This is a genomic window from Nostoc sp., from assembly GCF_036917315.1.
Lineage (GTDB): Bacteria > Cyanobacteriota > Cyanobacteriia > Cyanobacteriales > Nostocaceae > Nostoc.
The window spans coordinates 16,608-36,006 of record NZ_JBALDR010000065.1 but is presented as its reverse complement, the minus strand read 5'-3'; the positions used below and the strand labels follow the sequence as shown (position 1 = coordinate 36,006).

11 protein-coding genes and 1 pseudogene are annotated in these 19,399 nt (G+C 41.7%); 5 read left to right on the top strand and 7 right to left on the bottom strand.

The features are described 5' to 3' along the window. Both V7K84_RS30705 and V7K84_RS30700 read right to left on the bottom strand, forming a co-directional pair. The coding region (locus V7K84_RS30705; RefSeq protein WP_334843822.1) for a WD40 repeat domain-containing protein at positions 1–3,947 on the bottom strand (3,947 nt) is incomplete at its 3' end. A gap of 75 nt (positions 3,948–4,022) precedes the next feature. After that, positions 4,023–5,375, bottom strand: coding sequence for a P-loop NTPase fold protein (locus V7K84_RS30700; protein WP_334843821.1), 1,353 nt, complete (start codon positions 5,373–5,375; stop codon positions 4,023–4,025). A gap of 353 nt (positions 5,376–5,728) precedes the next feature. Here V7K84_RS30700 and leuC point away from each other — a divergent pair, with 353 nt between their 5' ends. From leuC to V7K84_RS30675, 5 genes are all read left to right on the top strand, one after another. Further along, positions 5,729–7,132 carry a 3-isopropylmalate dehydratase large subunit gene (leuC, locus tag V7K84_RS30695; RefSeq protein ID WP_334843819.1) on the top strand — a complete coding sequence of 468 codons (1,404 nt, stop codon included), beginning with the start codon at positions 5,729–5,731 and terminating at the stop codon, positions 7,130–7,132. A 116-nt stretch (positions 7,133–7,248) separates the two neighbouring features. Beyond that, complete coding sequence (gene leuD, locus V7K84_RS30690; RefSeq protein ID WP_334843818.1) at positions 7,249–7,857, top strand: 3-isopropylmalate dehydratase small subunit; 609 nt, start codon at positions 7,249–7,251, stop codon at positions 7,855–7,857. Between the two features lie 134 nt (positions 7,858–7,991). Then, the gene (locus V7K84_RS30685; protein WP_442941026.1) at positions 7,992–9,938 is read left to right on the top strand and encodes a DUF4209 domain-containing protein; all 1,947 of its coding nucleotides are present in this window, start codon (positions 7,992–7,994) and stop codon (positions 9,936–9,938) included. Next, entirely contained in the window at positions 9,935–10,369 is a 435-nt protein-coding gene (locus V7K84_RS30680) for a type II toxin-antitoxin system VapC family toxin (protein ID WP_334843814.1), read from the top strand. The genes V7K84_RS30685 and V7K84_RS30680 overlap by 4 nt, the downstream gene beginning before the upstream one ends. A gap of 558 nt (positions 10,370–10,927) precedes the next feature. Then, entirely contained in the window at positions 10,928–12,472 is a 1,545-nt protein-coding gene (locus V7K84_RS30675) for a calcium-binding protein (RefSeq protein ID WP_334843812.1), read from the top strand. A 290-nt stretch (positions 12,473–12,762) separates the two neighbouring features. Here the strand turns inward: V7K84_RS30675 and V7K84_RS30670 are convergent. The 5 genes and pseudogenes from V7K84_RS30670 to V7K84_RS30650 form a co-directional block, all read right to left on the bottom strand. Then, positions 12,763–13,101, bottom strand: a pseudogene (locus tag V7K84_RS30670) (carboxypeptidase-like regulatory domain-containing protein); the annotation flags it as partial. Continuing rightward, complete coding sequence (locus V7K84_RS30665; protein WP_334843811.1) at positions 13,079–13,351, bottom strand: hypothetical protein; 273 nt, start codon at positions 13,349–13,351, stop codon at positions 13,079–13,081. The gene V7K84_RS30665 and the pseudogene V7K84_RS30670, both read right to left, overlap by 23 nt. Positions 13,352–13,495: 144 nt before the next feature. Beyond that, the gene (locus V7K84_RS30660) at positions 13,496–13,918 is read right to left on the bottom strand and encodes a hypothetical protein (protein WP_334843810.1); all 423 of its coding nucleotides are present in this window, start codon (positions 13,916–13,918) and stop codon (positions 13,496–13,498) included. Positions 13,919–13,927: 9 nt separating this feature from the next. Continuing rightward, positions 13,928–18,406 (bottom strand): translation initiation factor IF-2 N-terminal domain-containing protein, encoded by a 4,479-nt coding sequence (locus V7K84_RS30655; RefSeq protein ID WP_334843809.1) that lies wholly within the window; start codon positions 18,404–18,406, stop codon positions 13,928–13,930. A gap of 71 nt (positions 18,407–18,477) precedes the next feature. Beyond that, positions 18,478–19,395: a histone deacetylase family protein gene (locus tag V7K84_RS30650; protein ID WP_334843808.1), complete on the bottom strand. Its 918-nt coding sequence runs from the start codon at positions 19,393–19,395 to the stop codon at positions 18,478–18,480. Positions 19,396–19,399: the final 4 nt, after the last annotated feature.

Below are 19,399 nucleotides of genomic sequence, written 5' to 3'. Positions count from 1 at the left end.
ATCGTCTTGTCATTACTGCCAGAAGCCAGTGTCTTGCCATCGGGGCTGAATCCGACGCTATTGACCGTACTGCTATGCCCAGTCAGGGTTTTGATGGCTTTGCCCGTGCTGACATCCCAGAGTTTGATCGTGTTGTCAGCACTGCCAGAAGCCAGTGTCTTGCCATCGGGGCTGAATCCAACGCTATAGACCCTAATGCTATGCCCAGTCAGGGTTTTGATGGCTTTGCCCGTGCTGACATCCCAGAGTTTGATCGTGTTGTCATCACTGCCAGAAGCCAGTGTCTTGCCATCGGGGCTGAATCCGACGCTAAAGACCGGACTGCTATGCCCAGTCAGGGTTTTGATGGCTTTGCCCGTGCTGACATCCCAGAGTTTGATCGTGTTGTCTAAACTGCCAGAAGCCAGTGTCTTGCCATCGGGGCTGAATCCGACGCTATAGACCGGACTGCTATGCCCAGTCAGGGTTTTGATCGCTTTGCCCGTGCTGACATCCCAGAGTTTGATCGTCTTGTCTAAACTGCCAGAAGCCAGTGTCTTGCCATCAGGGCTGAATCCGACGCTATTGACCCAACTGCTATGCCCTTCTAAGGTATTTACCTCGATCGCACGATTTTCTTTCTTCTCATTTGGCTTTAAGTAAACCGCTTGCTGTAAAGTTACCACAGTTTGCATTAGGGTATCGCTTCTGTGCTGCGCCCAAAGTGTATGCTTGAGTTTGGTACTTGCCCTTAAGGCTGTTATTAAAGCATCTGGGTATTGTCCAGAGACAGCAAAGGCTTCCGAAGAATTATTGATGGCGTTAATTTGACTAACATTTGCCTCTACTGCCCACTGGAATGTTGCCGCAGCTAAAACAGCAAATCCTAAACCTGCGGTTATGGAACCAAAAAGGGCGCGTTTGAAAACACGATTAAGTTTTACTTCACTTTGTTTTCTTTGTTCTCGTTCTTTTTCCAGTTCCGCCATCACCTGCTTTAACTTCGGTTCCTGTTGCTGGCGGATAAAGGCGGCGATGTAGTCGTGTACCAGTTGATAACGGTCGGCGGGGTTTTCTGGTAGCAAAACCACTAAGCCGGATTGGACAAAAATTTCTAATATTAAATCTAATTTACTGATTTCAGAAGCTTGTTCTGCCCTAGTTTTTGATCCCCCCGCCTGCGGCGACCCCCTTAAAAAGGGGGTTGAAAGAATAAAGCCCCCCTTTTTAAGGGGGGTTGGGGGGATCTCCGAGAAGTACGGCAGCAAATCGCGTTCCAACTCAGCGCGAGTCTTTAGAGGGCGAGTTCCTTTTTCATCGGTCAGCAAATAGAGTAATATGTCTGCTGCTTGCTGATTCTCAACACCGCAATCATTAACAACTTCATGCAAATAACGCTTAACCAATTCGTCCTTAGTACCACGCTGCCGATATTCTGCCAGAGTTGTAATGTTCTCCGTTTGCAGTTGCGCCCCCACAACCTGCAACTCAATGGGACGAACTTCACCCAATTCTCCGGCTAAATCTTGCACCAGTTGTTCAACTAAAGCAGGTTCTAAGTGAAAGCTAGTATTTTCAGTTAAACGCTGAATAATTGATTTCGCATCAGCAGGTGAGAAGTTCCCCAACTTGTAAAGCACATTATTACTGAGAATGTCATTGCCAATAATCTTGAGACTGGACAAATCATTGCACTCCAGCAAGTAATGAATGTAATCCACCCGCAGCGATAAGATAACTTTCACCGATAGAACATTCAAACACTCTCCCAGAAACTCAAAGAATTGCTTTCTTTGTGCAGGTTCGGTGTAAACAAAGAAAAATTCTTCAAATTGATCGAAAATTAACACCGTGCGGAGGTTGCGCTGTTCGTTTTCTTTAAGTTTGGATATTAAATATTGCGAAGTTCCGAGTTCTGAGGACGAACGTTGACCTTCTGAGGATGAACGTTGACCTTCTGAGGACGAACGTTGACCTGCTGAGGATGAACTTTGACCTTCTGAGGGTGAACGTTGACCTTCTGAGGGTGAACGTTGACCTTCTGAGGGTGAAAGTTGACCTTCTGAGGGTGAAAGTTGACCTTCTGAGGATGAACGTTGACCTTCTGAGGGTGAAAGTTGACCTTCTGAGGATGAACGTTGACCTTCTGAGGATGAACGTTGACCTTCTGAAGCTGAACTTTGATTTTTTAACTCTCTCTCATTTGCCTCATTCCCCTCATCCCCCTTGTTTCTCTCCAAAAGATTCCCTAACTCTTCTATCCAGTTGCTGTAAACGCGCATTACCACTGGCAAATAATCTTGAGTACCTATGGCTTTATTTTTTAAAGCCGGCACCAGTCCCGCATTCACCAGTGAACTTTTGCCGACACCCGATTGCCCATGAATTACTATCAACTTATAATCAGGGCGACCCATGCGTTCAATTAAACGTTCTACATCCAAAAGACGACCAGATGCAGCAATTTCTGGGGCAATATTTCCTTGAGGAGAATTTGAGCGCAATGTCTCTACAAATGCCTGTTTTGTAGCTTCTAACCTACCCGCACCAATAAAAGCCCGCAAGCCAAATTGCTGTTCAATGGAACGCCGTTGCTGTTTAATTTTGTATGCTTTGAGATATTTTTTTTGCTCAAAATAAAGCTGCTGCAAAAACCTGATAATATCCAAGTAAAGCCTGACATCTTCTAGGGTATTACCCACATCCTTAGCAGTTTCTAAGCTGAGAGTTGCCTCTTGAATTTGACCTAAATAGTATTGAGAACGACCTAAAATAAATTGATATAAGCTTAAGTCTTTTGATTTTAAAACCCTTTCGGGAATATCAGATAAAATACCTGATATATTAGCTGATTCCAGATTTGGAATCGCAGTAAAAACTTCTAATGCTTGCTTAACTAACTGATTTGCTTTCATCCAGTTTTTTTGAGCCAAAGCCACCTCAGCTAAAAAACCGTAATCTTTGGCTAATTCCCTTGGCTGTTTGTTCTTTTGATGGATTACTAAAGCTTGCTCGGAAAGACTATGCAATATTTCCCACTTTTTCAAGTCTCGCAAGACATCACCGAATTTCACTACTGCGTTAGCAATTAAGTCTGGACTTTGAAACTTGCTAATAAAATTTATATACTCTTGAAGATAATGCCAAGTTATCTGCCAATCTTGAGAATTGATATCTTGATGCTTCAAAGCTTTGAGATAATAGCAAAAGCTAATCTCACCAAGGATTTTTGCCTGTCTTTCTAAATTCTGACTTTGCTGCCAGAGCTTATAAGCTTTGTGATAATGCTCTAACGCCGAATCTTTTTGATTATTTATCTGTTTAACAAAACCTAATAAAGATTCTAAGTTAGCTTGAATATCTAAATTATAAATATCTGGCTTTTTAATTAAATCTCTTTGCGCTACTTCTAGCTCATTTTCCAGCTTCAGATATACATCAAAGCTAAATTTTAAGTTATTACTAAACCATTGATTAGCCGTTTCGATGATAAAATCTACTAATTGTTGGGTTGATATATCAAAATTTCTCGTAGTTGCCCAACTTTCCAAATCTGGTGCAAGCTGTATTAGATGCTTGTAGATTTCATCGTCAATCCAAAACACTAAGGGAAAAGCAAAATTCTTGCGAAACTCCTCCCGCACCTGATTTGCAGAAGTTAACATCACAGGCAAATTCTGCACAGATTCCAAACCCACAACCATCACACAGGCTGGTACTTCTGCGCCGAATTCTTCCTGAATCGCAGTATAAAGAGTCCTGTTCGATTGCTGCACCGTCAAGACACGAATTTCGACTTGACAGATTTCTCGCAGTCTGGAGATTAAGCGATCGCGCAAACTCGTATAATTACACCGTGCCAAAATCAGCTTAAACTGCCCCACAGAGGATTCGATCGCCCAAGCTAATTGTGTCAGAGAGCGCTCGTTGTTTACATGGTCATCTTCTGGTGGTTGCTGTGAACTCATAAGCTTATGTGTTTAGTTCGTAGTAAGCACTTTAGTGCTTTCAAAGATAGGAAATAATAAGCACTAAAGTGCTTACTACAAACTTAATTCTCTGGCTTCTGCCAAAACCGGATTAACATCAAACCAAGACTCGCCACCATCGCGATATTCAAACACAAACCGACTGCGAATCAGTTTTTGATATCCGTGGTCATCACTCACCTTTTTCCTTTCCTTGACATGACGTAACAATTGCCACTCATCCTCAGAAATCGGTAACATGATTTCATTCCGCCGAGAACGAATCACTTGCTCTAAGGTTTCACTAGTTAGGGGAAGACTCATCTCTTCCATAATCCAGGTATTCAGCAGCCTCAGCACGTCCCGCACATGACCACCGCTCATTTGACATAAACGCTCTAGGCTAGCAGCACTATCAAAAATCTCGGTAACTTTACTTAAACGCTCCTCTGGTGTCAAGTCAGGAAAAGCTCTAGCTAGTACCATCTGCTGCATGAGTGACATTCCCTGTGTATGAACCCTGCCATCAGACCATTGCACAGGTACCATTGGTAACACCTTGGGGTCTTCTGGGAAACGTTGAGTCAGCATTCCGTAATCATTGGAAAACTTTAAAGACAAGGGCATAGTGTAGATGAGATGACAATTCAGCTTTGTCAAAAACTCACCCTGATCGACAAATAAATATTCCTGTTGCGGACGACCCCAAGGTTTGGCACGATTATCTATGCGGTCAAGATTATCGACAATTACCACCAGACCATTTTTACCCTGCTGTTTGAGTTTAGCGATCGCAGGTTCCAATAATTCTTGATTAATCGCTTCCAGCAGTTTAGTTTTTTGCGGTGCTAAATACTGATTGAGTTTTTCTCGCAGCATTGGGTCATTTTTCATCTTCGCGGTGATTTCTCCAATGCCCACAGACAGAGAAAACTTACCTTTATCTGCGGATAAACCAACATCCCCAACCACCGGAAGCTTAACTTTTCCTGCCGTTACCTCGGAGTTTAAGACCTTCCAAGCACCTTGCAGCAAGTCGTTAAACTTGTTAGGTTCCTCCAAGGTAATTTTATCTAGACTTTGACTTACCCGCCGAGCGATCGCTAGCAGCACATCAGCAATATCGACATCGGTCATTTCCAAATCGTCACTGGACTCAAAATAGACCACATGGAAATCTAACTTTTCCAGTTCTGCCTGTAACCGTAATAGTTCTGTCGATTTCCCACAACCAATATGCCCAGTAAATAAAGTGCAAGTGGGTTCATTCGGCTTAAAAAAAGTAATCTTCTGCTTCAGCTTGCCCAGAATATCACCACCTCGTACGGAGGAAAAATCTATATAATACTTGCCATCAGAGCTATTGTTGACAAACAGAGTTCTGCTGGGATCGCTAGCCTGATAAAATTCCCGTAAATCTATGGACATAACCTGGTAGTGCAATTATCTCGTATTGTCTTAACATATCCTTGTGCAAAAGGATAAAGTTATTTACATCTTTGCACCTCAGTATTTCGGATAATTTTCGCATTTACTACCTCAAAAGCGATCCAATTCAGCTCGCGAATTCTCTGCGTACCTCTGCGCTGACCTCCGCGCGACGGCAGTCGCTACAACGGGGGGAACCCCCGCAACGCGCTGCCTCCGCTCTGCGTTTAAATTTCCCCCTTCAATTCCCCACGACCTTACCCAAAGCTGTAAGTAATATTAAGCGATCTGCAAAAATCCAGACTATTTTTTGATACTATTTAAGACCGGACTCTTTAAATATTGATTGACGTATGAGCAAAGGTACCCTGTTTGATAAAGTTTGGGACTTACACACCGTTGGTACACTTCCCTCAGGGCTGACGCAACTATTTATCGGGCTTCACCTAATTCATGAAGTCACCAGTCCCCAGGCCTTTGCTATGTTACGCGAGAGGGGTCTAAAAGTACTGTTTCCAGAGCGTACCGTCGCCACAGTCGATCATATTGTGCCCACAGAAAACCAAGCGCGTCCCTTTGCCGATAACTTGGCAGAGGAAATGATTCAGGCACTGGAAAATAACTGTCAAGAAAATAACATAACTTTTTACAACATTGGTTCTGGTAGCCAAGGTATAGTTCACGTCATCGCTCCCGAACTCGGACTGACTCAACCAGGAATGACGATCGCTTGTGGAGATAGTCACACTTCCAGTCATGGGGCATTTGGTGCGATCGCATTTGGTATCGGTACTAGCCAAGTCCGCGATGTTCTCGCTTCCCAAACCCTCGCCCTCTCGAAACTGAAAGTCCGCAAAATTGAAGTTAACGGCACTCTCAACCCAGGAGTTTACGCCAAAGATGTCATCCTGCATATCATCCGCACCCTTGGCGTGAAAGGTGGTGTGGGTTATGGTTACGAATTTGCAGGTACGACATTTGAGCAAATGAATATGGAAGAGAGGATGACTGTCTGCAACATGGCGATCGAAGGCGGTGCTAGATGCGGCTACGTCAATCCCGATCGCGTCACCTACGATTACCTCAAAGGTAGAGATTTTGCACCCATTGATGCAGATTGGGATAAAGCAGTGGCTTGGTGGGATTCCATCAAGAGCGATGTTGATGCCCAATACGATGATGTGGTCGTATTCGACGCTGCGGAAATTTCTCCTACCGTCACCTGGGGGATTACTCCCGGTCAAGGTATCGGTGTCAACCAGTCAGTACCTCAACCGGAAGAACTACTGGAAGAAGACCGATTCATTGCCGAAGAAGCTTACCGCTACATGGATTTATATCCTGGTCAACCTATCAAGGGTACCAAAATAGATGTCTGCTTTATTGGTAGTTGCACCAACGGCAGAATTAGCGATTTGCGAGAAGCAGCGAAAATCGCCAAAGGTCGCCACGTTGCCGAAGGAATCAAAGCCTTCGTTGTCCCCGGTTCGGAACGGGTGAAGGAAGAAGCGGAAGCTGAAGGACTGGATAAAATCTTTCAGGAAGCCGGATTTGAATGGCGAGAACCAGGATGTTCTATGTGCCTAGCCATGAACCCCGATAAGCTACAAGGAAGACAAATCAGCGCCTCTTCCTCCAACCGCAACTTTAAAGGAAGACAGGGTTCCTCCTCCGGCCGGACATTGTTAATGAGTCCGGCAATGGTCGCCACTGCTGCGATTAAAGGCGAAGTCTCTGATGTGCGCGAGTTGCTGTAACTCCACTTCCTAGCATAGAGAAATCTGTTAAACTTTTCTTTCTTTCTTTGTGTCCTACCCTTCGGGAAGCCACTTCGTGTCTATGCGTTCTTTGCGGTTCGTTTCTTATAAAACTTATGGTGAGTGAAGTTAAAACAGTTTCAGGGCGCGGTATACCCTTAGTGGGTAATGATATAGATACCGATCGCATCATTCCCGCGCGATATTTAAAAGCCGTTACCTTTGATGGGTTAGGTGAAGGCGCGTTTATTGATGACCGGACAGCACTCAAAGGCGAACATGCCTTTGACCAACCCCAATACAAAGGCGCGAATATTTTAATAGTCAACCGTAACTTTGGCTGTGGTTCATCACGGGAACACGCACCCCAAGCGATCGCAAAATGGGGAATCCAAGCTTTAATCGGTGAAAGCTTCGCCGAAATCTTTTTCGGTAACTGTGTAGCAATGGGCATACCTTGTTTGACAGCCGATGCTGTGACTGTTAAACAACTGCAAGATTTAGTCGCTGCCAATCCTCAAGCCACCGTGACAGTGAATCTGGAAACCTTGCAAGTGCAAATTGATGATTACACCGCCCAAATTGCGATCGGTGAAGGTACAAGAAGCACATTTATTTCTGGAACTTGGGACGCTTGTGGTCAGTTGGTGGCAAATGCTGACCAAGTTCGGGCAACAGCTGCAAAATTACCCTACGTCGGTTGGGGCAACTTAGCCGCGAGTTAGCATTCTCTCATTCCCTGGCTCTGCCGGGGAATGTTAATTTATAGCTTTTATTTGCATTATTCAGCTAGAGCTAATAATAGCTTGATCTATTTCAGATTTGGCATAGTAGATATATAGCTGAGTAATTCTAGACTATGCCATTAATAAACCCTCCTCTCACTAAAGAAGATTTTATTAACTCTCGCTGGCAAAACGTGGTTAATAGCAGCGATAGAAAAGAGTGTGGTGCTTATAACAGAGTCTTCTGGAACAAGGCACAAGAAGCAAAGGAAGCAGGAAATTTCAGAGAACAGTTTGTCTTTGAGATTCTAGTGGTTGTGACTGATGCTGCAATCCAACCGCGATCAAATGAGAAGTTTTTGGCTAAATTTGTTGAGCGCTTGACAGATGAACATCTAGATTTTTTGGCTGAGATTGTGGGTGAAGTCTCAGATCCAGAGCTTCAAGCACGAATTGCAGATATTCTCTGGACAAGCAAACGACGTGACTCTTATAAAATGGCGCAGTTAGCAGTCACAGATTACTTAAAATCTGCCGCAGAATTAGAATATCTTGAAAACTGGACTTTGTGTTTCGCTAAAATTGAACGAGCGCTCTGGCTAGCACGCAAAATTAATCATAAATTTGAAGATGTTGTTGCACATATAGAGAAAGTTCTTGAACGCTGTAATGGAGAAGATCCAAAGTTTTTATCAGCAAAGCTTATGGAGCTTTTACAGGAACACAAACGCGGTAATTTTAATAAATACGCTGCTTTGGCTGAGAAAGCCGCAACTATATCAGAATCAGCGAATGATTGGCGTAGAGCAAGAAACTATTGGGAAATTAAAGCACAATGGCATCGTCTTGAAAAAGATGCAAAACAGGAACGTACAGCGCAAATTCAGGCTGCTGAAACCTATGTCAAAGAAGCTGAAGATAGCCTTAAGGGTACAGATGCAAGCTACCTAAAAGCGTCACATTTTATGGAGAAAGCTTTTGAAGCTTTCATGAATGTCCGAGGTACTAAGGAAGAAACTATCGCTGCAAAAGAAAGAGCCGAAGAGGTTCGCAAGCTTCGTAGCGAGTATCAGGAACAATCCTTAAATGAGTTAGTTTCTATGTCTCATGAAACAGATATTAGTGTTCAAGTAAATATAGCCAGATCGCACGTTAAAGGTAAAGAATTTTATAATGCACTCTTTTCTCTAGCATTTCTAGGAACACCACCTAAAGTGTCTCAGCTTCGACAAGAAGTCTTGGAAATAGCTGTTGAAAATCCCATATATCATTTATTCCCATCTTCAATGATTAATCAGATGGGTAAAGTTGTAGCTCGTAAGCCCAAGTTAGGCTTATCCAATAATCCAGAGCAGATAGAAGAATCAATTCGTTTTGAGATGTACACAAATGCAATCTACTATCAACAACTTCAGGTTCTAGCTTATACTGAGCCAGCAAAAGATCAAATAATTTTGGAACATAATGTACAAGTAGAAGACTTATTTCCAATTGTTTCAAATAACCCCTTTGTGCCACCAGGTAGAGAACAGCAGTTTGCGAAAGGGCTTTATGCTGGATTAACCGGAGACTTCTTCACCTCAACTCATATTCTCATTCCTCAAATTGAAAATTCTATCCGTTATTTACTCCGAAGGCAGGGTGCGTTACCCTCAAAAATTGATATCGATAAGGGAATTGAAGATGAGCGTGATTTGAATACTACTCTTTTCCCCCGAAACTATCCACAAATAAACTCAATTTTTGATGAAGACACGCTTTTTGATCTTCAAGGTTTGCTAATTGAACGTTCTGGTTCAAATTTAAGAAACCGCATGGCTCACGGTTTAATTAATGATAGTGAGTTCAACAGCCCTATCATGTCTTACTTATGGTGGGTTACATTACGGCTTTGTTGTTTGCCAATCTTAAAACCGCAGCAACAGGTTGAAGAGTCCAATCCTTGGGTTAAATTTGATGGTATTTTCAAAGATGACCCACTTTTTGATGATTTTGTAGAAGATATGGCTGCAAATCGACGTGAATTAGATGCAGAAGTAGCTGCTTATGAAGCTTCTTTAGAGGAGAATCAGTCAGCTTGAGCCAATATATCCTCGATACCGATCATGTTACTCTTTCCCAACATGGTAATTCTAAAATTCTACAACGCGCTCAAGCTGTCGGAAGTTCCAACATATTTATTACAACAGTCACACTCGAAGAACAGTTGAAAGGCAGACTAGCTTCTATTAGCAAGTGTGCTACTAAACCAGAATTGCTAGTAGTTGCTTATCGAAATCTGCGAATAACCCAGATTTACTTTTGTAGTATGAACTTGCTGGATTTCGATGATGCTGCCTACAGTTGCTACCAAAGTTTACGCCAGCAAAAAATCCAGGTAGGTACGCAAGACTTAAGAATTGCTGCGATCGCTCTGGCTAACGAGGCAATTGTCGTTACGCGTAATCAGAAAGATTTTAGCAAAGTTCCTAATTTATCTCTTCAAGATTGGACTATGGATGGGTATTCTTAAAAACACACAAAAACAAATCACGTGTTTAATATAATGCCTATCACACTAGGTAAGATATTGATCTTCCGCTTTGTAATAACGCTTAAAATTCTTTTTTATACTACTTTTAACAAGATTTTTCTCTCTTCATAGAAGTCATTTGTGACTATGTGATTAATATCTTTGAAACAGTGTATGGATTTCAGACTTAGGTGCTAAATTTAACCATTAGGTATTCATCCTCGTACATCATAAGCACTATTTTAAACTTTAACGACAATCGTTCAATCAGTTGAAACCTAGTTTAAACAAGGCATTCGCTAGCTATTGGTTCTTTTTAAGATAACGTGAAAAGTCAGGATACAGTCAGGTATGTCTCTAAAATTGATAGTGAAGAAGTTTTACAAAAACCAATATTCTGCATAAAAGAAGAAAATATCTCTGAGTAATACTTAGCAGCTAAAAACTATAAGTTTTCTAGTTCCTAGACAGAAACTAGTACTTCTATCCTTTTCCTATAAATGAAGTATTAGTAACTCATTGTTCACTTAAAGAAATTAAGAATTAGGAGTATTAATCATGGCAGTAACTTGGATTCCAGGCCCAGGCCCGACTAATGGAGCAGATATAGGTATTAGTAATGCCGCTTCTGATAACTTCAATGGTTTGGGTGGAAATGACAGCCTTTTTGGAAATGCTGGTAATGACCTGTTACGAGGTGGCGATGGTATCGACTTTCTATCCGGTGGCAATGGAGAGGATACCCTAATCGGAGATCGTGGCAACGACACCTTCACTGGCGGAAACGGCAACGATCGCCTGATCTGGAACAATGGTGATGGTAGCGACAGAATCAGTGGTAACGCTGGCTTTGACGTGGTTGAGGTCAACGGCGCAGGTGTGGGAGACAACTTCCGCCTGCAACAAGATGGTCAAGGCAGAGCAATCTTCGATCGGCTGAACTTGGTTCCCTTCACTCTGACTGTAGACAGTGCAGAGAGGTTTGAAATCAATGGTGGTGGAGGTGATGACACCCTCGATGTCAACAACCTCTCAGGAACTTCTGTAAATGCAGTCTGGTTCACAGGTGGGGCTGGCAATGACTTCCTGGATGGTAGTGGTACAGCGACACCGTTAAGAGCTTTGGGTGGTGAGGGTAATGACAGCCTGACAGGTGGTACTGGCAGTGATAACCTCTATGGTGATATCGGTAATGACTTGTTACGAGGTGGCGATGGTATCGACTTTCTATCTGGTGGGGACGGGAACGATACCATACTTGGAAATCGTGGCAACGACACCTTCACTGGCGGAAATGGCAACGATCGCCTGATCTGGAACAATGGTGACGGTAGCGATAGAATCAGTGGTAACGCTGGCTTTGATGTGGTTGAGGTCAATGGCGCGGGTGTAGGAGACAACTTCCGCCTGCAACAAGATGGTCAAGACAGAGCAATCTTCGATCGGCTGAACTTGGTTCCCTTCACTCTGACTGTAGACAGTGCAGAGAGGTTTGAAATCAATGGTGGTGGAGGTGATGACACCCTCGATGTCAACAACCTCTCAGGAACTTCTGTAAATGCAGTCTGGTTCACAGGGGGGGCTGGAAATGACTTCCTTGATGGTAGTGGCACGGCGACACCGTTGAGAGCCTTTGGTGGTGAGGGTAATGATATCCTCTATGGTGGTGCTGGCAATGACTTACTCTATGGAGATGCTGGTAATGATACATTACGAGGTGGTAAAGGTAATGACATCCTGACTGGTGGTGCTGGTGGCGATCGCTTTGTATTCAACTCAGGTGCTGGGTACAATAGTGCCGATCTCGGTGTAGATAAAATTACTGACTTCAGCTACTTTAGCGATAAAATTGTCCTCGATAAGACAACTTTTGGCGGACTCAATAATCTGTTCCAAATTAGGATAGTAGCTAATGATGCAGCAGCTGCAACTAGCTCTGGACTCATTACTTACAGTCTTGGAACTGGCAACTTGTTCTTCAACCAAAACTTGACATCACCAGGCTTTGGGACAGGTAGTCTGTTTGCCAACATTGATAACGATAACAATCAATTCACAGCCCCACCATTCTTATCAGCGATAAACTTTGAGATAGTTGCATAAACATCTCTCAAAATCCATAGAAGCTAAGGCATGTCTGCAAGCTTACAGCTAAATCCAAATTAGCAATCATCAATATTGCTAATTTGGGCTAATTGAATCCTCCTCATACTTCAAGTACGGGGAGGATTGTACAGCAGTTTTCTTTTGCATAAAGTATGAGGCTACGGAGGCAGAAGGCAGACACTCTTTATATCTCAATACGCTTGAGTTAAGGGTTATTAGTCTAGTTTCAAGAGTGTTTATTCTTTTTCAGCAGTTCTGATTCCAGTTTATCTAATTGATGACACGCCCTAGGGAATTGACGGCTGTTGTAAATTAAGCTCTTGGAATGCTTCAGAAGACTCTTCCAATTTCAAGCTACCAGCAGATTTACCGTTGATTTGTAGAGTGTATTTACCTTGTGGCAAGCTTTCTAAATAATAGACTCCAGCACCGTTAGTAACAGAAAAACGCCGAGTCCCCCGATCTGGTTGTATAGCTTCTACCCGTGCGCCTGCGATCGCTTGACCTTGAGTATCGGTGACTACCCCCGATCGCGTGTAAGAACGAATTAGCGGAATCATCACAAGGGTATAACTCCCAGCAATCACATCAACGGCTAAGGATTCAGCCGCAGCCTGCCAACAAGGGACGATCTTGTGTTGGCATTTGTTTTATGTACAACTGCATCAATTTTTGTCGCTTTGGTCTGCTGTCTTGTAGAGCTTCATAGATGCTTGACCACTTACGTCTAAAAAATGGAGATAGGGATAAATCTGCCAAACTGTAAGCATTACGAGTCGTCAAGATGGCATCAGTCAATTCAAAAGTCGCATCGTGGGCTTTGCCCAGATGGTTGTAAGCTGCTTGACGAAATTCTTGAAGTTTGTCAAATTTCATATTGGCAGGTGAGAGTAGGTGGTACTTCTCTCAGGTTCTGTCAAAAGGGGGTTTGTGTTCAATCAGACCCCCTATTTTTGTCCTTTAAGTTTGACCATTTAGTCTAAACTCCAGTTAATTATGAATTACGAATTATTACACAAGCTATTTTTTCTGTGATGCCGCTGTTTGTGTAGGAATAGTAATATTTAAATTGAAGGGCAGCTTACTTTTTTTACTGTCTTCACCCCAGAACAACTCACCACTGAGCTGATATTGACCGGGTTTGAGGGCTGGTTGGTCTTTATTGGGGTAATTTAATAAGAAATTGCGATCGCTATTTGCCACCACAGCATTAGTATCTACCTGACCAGTTTTGATAACAGTTTTCCCTTGGCGCAAAGTCCACTTTAAACTAGAGAGAACAGTTGCTTGACCGTTATTGCGAACTAAAATTTGAATTTGTTTTTGCTCTGGGTTAAAGCTGGCACTATCAATCGCTAATTGGGGAGAAAGATTGCCTTTTCTGACGTAGAATGTCACGCCAAATCGTGCCACCAAAGTAACGTTATTACCATGCGTAAGCACACCACAGATTTAGCTGAAGAGGCGAGAAACATCAACGAAACCATCATGAATACTGACAATATTTGAAACTTCTGAATACATACTTCCGACTTTACCTGATTGATGGGTAAATAAATTATGACAACCCACAATTATTAATAGTTCTTGAGCGCGAGAAAAAGCAACGTTAACCCGTTCTGGTTTCTTGGCAAATCCCACATCTCCTTTGCTATTATTGCGAACCATACTGACAATTACAACGGGTCTTTCCATTCCTTGAAATCTGTCTACTGTACCAGTACGAATTTCTAGGGAAGGGAAAAGTTCAGATTGCAGACGTTCATCAATTTTTCTTAATTGAGCGCCATAAAATGTAATTACGGCAATTTCTTTTTTGGGTTCACCATTAGCAACTCTAAAAGCCCAAGTATTCTCAAACTGATGACACAGACATTCAATCGCATCAATTTCTGGAGTATTAAAGTAAGAAGTTCCGTTTCGTTGCTCTAAAAACTGATTTTCTATAGGCGTTTTTACCCAAATAAGATGCTGAGATTCTTGGATAATTTCGCTTGCTAGATGATGTGCGCGTTTTGTATCAGGCTCCAAAATACCAGATTCTAATTTACCGTCATAAAACTGATTGATTGCTCCCATAATAAATGGATGCATTCGATATTGTGTAGTTAGCATTTGTTTGATGCTTTCATCAGCAGATTCAAACTGACTTTTAAACAATGATTCTTCTAAAAATTGTAGTTCATCTCTTGTATTACCCATTGTTTGAGCAACTTCTTCTATAGTGCTGGTATCAAGCATGGGTGGTAATTGCCGATGATCGCCTACCATGACTAACTTTTTGCCTTTCAAAGCTGGGATTAGTAATTCTGGTGGAGTACACTTACTAACTTCATCAATGATAACGACATCAAAAGATTTAAATTCTTCCGAAAAACCTCTATTTGCAGCTTGAACACAGGTGATACCGACGACGTTTGCATTATCTAAATATATGCGCCTTAAATCATCGCGATCCCGCTCATTTGGCTCTCTTAATTTTCCTATCCAATCTTGTACAAAATTTTGATACCTATTGAGATAAACTTCATCTTTTTGTAGTTGCTGTTGCCAAGATTCAAAGCTAATATTTATACTACGTAATAATTCTATATTAAACAAGTCATTAGCAAATTTTTCTGGTTTAAAATTATCCGGTATTCTTTGCCATTCTGTCAACCACCAGCTTCTTCCTTCTATTAAATTTTCTGATGGCTGTGGTTGTAATTTATGTTCTATTTCGCGTAGACTAATTTGTAATTTTTGAAGCTGCGCTAGAGAGTTTTCAGTTTCTTCTTGTAGCTTTGAGAAATGCTCGTTTAGAGAATTTTTAATTATCTCTAGCACAGCAAAAGGTTCTAATGATGAGATTAAGGTTTGAAGCTGACTGATAGAAGTTTCCCAGTAATTTACTTGATTTGCAAATTCTTGGGGTTGCTCCCAAATATTTGATTGTGTTGCAAGATATTTTTCAACTATAATACGTAATTGAACAGGAATATTTTTTTGATTAAGTTCTTGCAAGTTATTAATAACTATTCCAAGTTGGAGATTAGCATCTTGCTGTGCTTTTTCTACCTCAGCTTGAGTAATAGATATTTGCTGTTGGCTAACTTCATTTTTCTGAAGTTCATTTAATTGTCGTTGCAAATCTTGAAGCTGTTGTTCAGTTTCCGTTTTGACTTTTAAAACGCATTGACGCGCATTTGCAAGGATAGTATCTAGCAATTCTTCTGTAAGGCGGGTGAGAGTAGAGTCGATATTATTCCATTCCCATGATGCACCATAAGTTCGTTGCATTCTAACTAAAAAAACCTGGGTATTTTCAACTAGTAATTTTCGCTGTTTGGGGTTGAGTAGCTGATAGTTGTTGAACTGTTGATAGGTTTCTTGCCATTGAGTGCGATCGCTCTTTGATAGCACCATTGGAATCTGACTAAAATTTTCTTGTAAAAAATAGCTAAAATTATGCTGTTTACCCCGCCTGTCAGTAAAACCTCCATCTATTTCATAAGCGATCGCTTTTGTCAACAACTCCCATTCTGGTAGGCTAATTTTATAAGTTTTTGGTAATATGGGTAGTTTTAATGTATTAGCAAACATTAACAAACCTAGCGGTAAGTCAACTAAATTTTCTGTGAGTGGTAAACCTGATTGATGACATTCTTTTAAAGTTTGATAGAGATGAGAAGGTGCTGTAGATTTCCATTCCTTAACTGCTGAGATAATGTAATCTATTTCCCGTTGGCGGTTTTGCCATATCTGGATTGTTTGCTGTATATTTTGCAGCTTGGTAAGATATTGCTGATAATCTGGTTGTAACTGATTCAATGAGGCGAAATTTTGTTTGACAACCTCCACTGATGCTGCAACTTCTAAGATGGCTTTACTTACCTCTTGAGCATAAGTCAAAGAAGTTTTAAATCCAGAAATTTCTATTGCTACAGTTTCACGCAACCAAGCCGCTAAACCAAAAGCACCAAGCGCCGGACGCACAAAGCCAAGTTCATCAGTATATTTGATGGTTTGACGAACATTTGCTAAAAACTCTTCTACTAAACTGTTACCTTCTGTGTAGGGTTTAAGAAGTGGCAAAAAATCTGTAACTTCTGAAGCTTCCCAGTTGATATTTGGTGTAGTATTTAATATATTTTCTAATCCTGCAATTAGTGATTGAACCTCGTTATGTTTTTCTACAGTTTCGTTGTAATATTTTTCTTGATTTTGAAAGTTTATCTCTAGTTTTACCTTATTTTTATTGAATTTAGTTTGTTGTTGATTAAATTCTTCCTCTGCTTGGAAGTAAGCGGTAAATCTTTGTGATGATGCCAGTAGTTGAGTGAAAATTTTAATATTTTCCAGTCGTTTAGTAAGATTATTTTCGCAGTCAGTTGCAGTATTTTCTAGCCATCTGCCAATCACTTGGTCTTCTAAAAATGGCTGTCCTTCTTCCCCAACTTTTTCGGCTCTCCCCTTGCGTACAGCGCGAATTACTGGGTTGTGAACTAATCGACTTAGGGCGTTATCTACTGCTAAATTGGCTTGAGAAGCAATTAGAGTGCGTCCCCCGCGAAGGGCAATTTGATAGCAAATCTCGGCAATTACGGTAGTTTTCCCAGTACCTGGTGGCCCTTGGATGAGAACAAGATCCTTCGCAGCAAGTACCTTTTCCACTGCTGCTTTCTGACCAGGATTTGCAGAAGATAATAATAAATCTTGTGATTGCAGTTCAACAGTTGTTTTGATGTGTCTAGCCTGAGAAGCATCGAATAAAAAGTTGCCTAAATAAGGATTTTGAGTGTAACCATTATTTAAATCATCTAAAGCTTTTTTCTTACGCTGAATCTGTTGAATATCACCAACTGCCTCAAAACACAAAAATCCTGTATCTGGCAACTTATAACGCTCTGCTGCCATGAATTCAGCTAAGTCACGTTCTAATCTGAGGCTGATAATACAACGGTTGGGGTCAACTTCCTCAACAGTCCCTAATTGACGACCACTAATCCAATTTTTGCCGATGGGAGCAGTTTCAAAAAGCTTTAAATCTTCGTTTTTTGTGCGTCTTGCTCGTTCCCAAAAGTTTTCTACATCGAGGGAATTTTGATAAAAGCCGTCAAGGGTGGCTGAAGCTACATCAATTTCAAAACTGATTCGTCTTTTGAAGTTATAGTTATGACTTACGTAACGCACACAAAATTGACGTGCTTTCGCAATTTTTTCTTCAATTTGCAAAAACGCTTTCCAAGCTTTAAGCTGTTCTTCTGTAGGCACATTTTCGCCACAAACTGGCGCGGTAGCGATGCGCTTCAATGTCGCTGGCGGAATATCGAGATGATGCTGATGATTAGCCAGTAAACGTAAGCGACAAGGTATAGCATAGCTGTCGGCGTGTCCTCGTGAAGGTTGTAACAACTGAGCCGAAAGTATTTTTAAGCCGTCGCGTCCATCTTTTTGTACAGCCGCTCTAAATCCTAATATTTTTCTGAGCTTCTCAAGTCTTGCGGGTAATGGAAAATCATCGGAGTCTGTTGCTATTGTCAAATCCCAAATTTCTTCTCTTGCCTCTTTTCCGGCGCCTTTGCGACGCACATGAAACAGACAAGGCTTTTTACCGAAACATTCATACATTAACTGATTGGCGCGATCGCGTCGCTCCCTAAAATCGGAATATGATTTCAAGGCAGCCTCACCTTCAAGATGGCGGATAAAGCTATCAATTGCTGAAGCTATAAACGTATAGCCCCAATCTTCAGAGGTTGTTTTAGTTTTCGAGGATTTTGCTGTTAATTTATTTACCGCTAAACGAATGCGTTCTACTTCAGATTCTGAGATTGTACTGGTATGGCTTTTGACTACAATTTTGAGTTTTTCACAAATGACTAATAGCTTCTTGCTATCTAAATTTAATTCTTTTGCGAGTTCGTAGACTCTGAGTTTGCCGTTGTTCATCCAGTAGTGCCTTTGCTGACAAAAAAGGGTTTAAAACTCTACGATTTGGGATAGTATTGCCCACTAAATGACTATAGTTTGTACTGATGGTAAACTTCACTGGCGGCGCGATGCAGCAGGGAATGACGCCATACTAAAGATTTCATATCATCAGCATAACCACCGCCAATGACGCAGGCGACAGGATAACCGCTACTCATACAAGTACTCAAAACCTGCATTTCCCGGCGAAAAATGCCAGCATCGGTAAGGGCTAATTTACCCAAGCGATCGCCTATATGAGGGTCAACACCTGCATCATAAAATACTAAGTCTGGCTTGACTTTTGACAATAAATCTGATAAGTAATTTGCCAAGGTTTGTAAATAAGCGTCATCCTCCATTCCCACCGGCAAAGGAACATCCAAATCGCTGTTTTGTTTAGTACCGGGGAAATTGACTTCGCAGTGCATGGAGAAAGTAAAAACGCTGTCGTCGTCTTGGAAAATATAAGCTGTGCCATCTCCTTGATGAACATCCAAATCGACAATGAGGATTTTTTGGACGAGTCCAAATTTTTGTAAAACGCGACAGGCGATCGCTAAATCGTTGAAAATACAAAAACCAGACCCATAACTAGGAAAGGCGTGATGAGTTCCACCAGCAGTATTACAGGCTAAACCCTGACTTAGTGCTAGTTTCGCAGTCAGTATCGTACCACCTACCGCTACACAAGTACGATTTGCTAATGCTGGACTCCAAGGCAAACCAATGCGTCGCTGTGCTTTGGGGTCTAGGGTTCCTTCACAGTAAGCTTGAACGTAGCTTGGGGTATGGACTAACTCTATTAATTCTGGTGGCGGACGTTCGGGAGTGTGAAATTGTTCTTGATTTGCTACACCATCGGCTAATAGCAATTCGTAGAGTTGTCGGAATTTAGACATCGGAAAGCGATGTCCTTCAGGTAGAGGAGCAATGTAATCTGGGTGGTAAATAATTGGCAAGTCCATAATC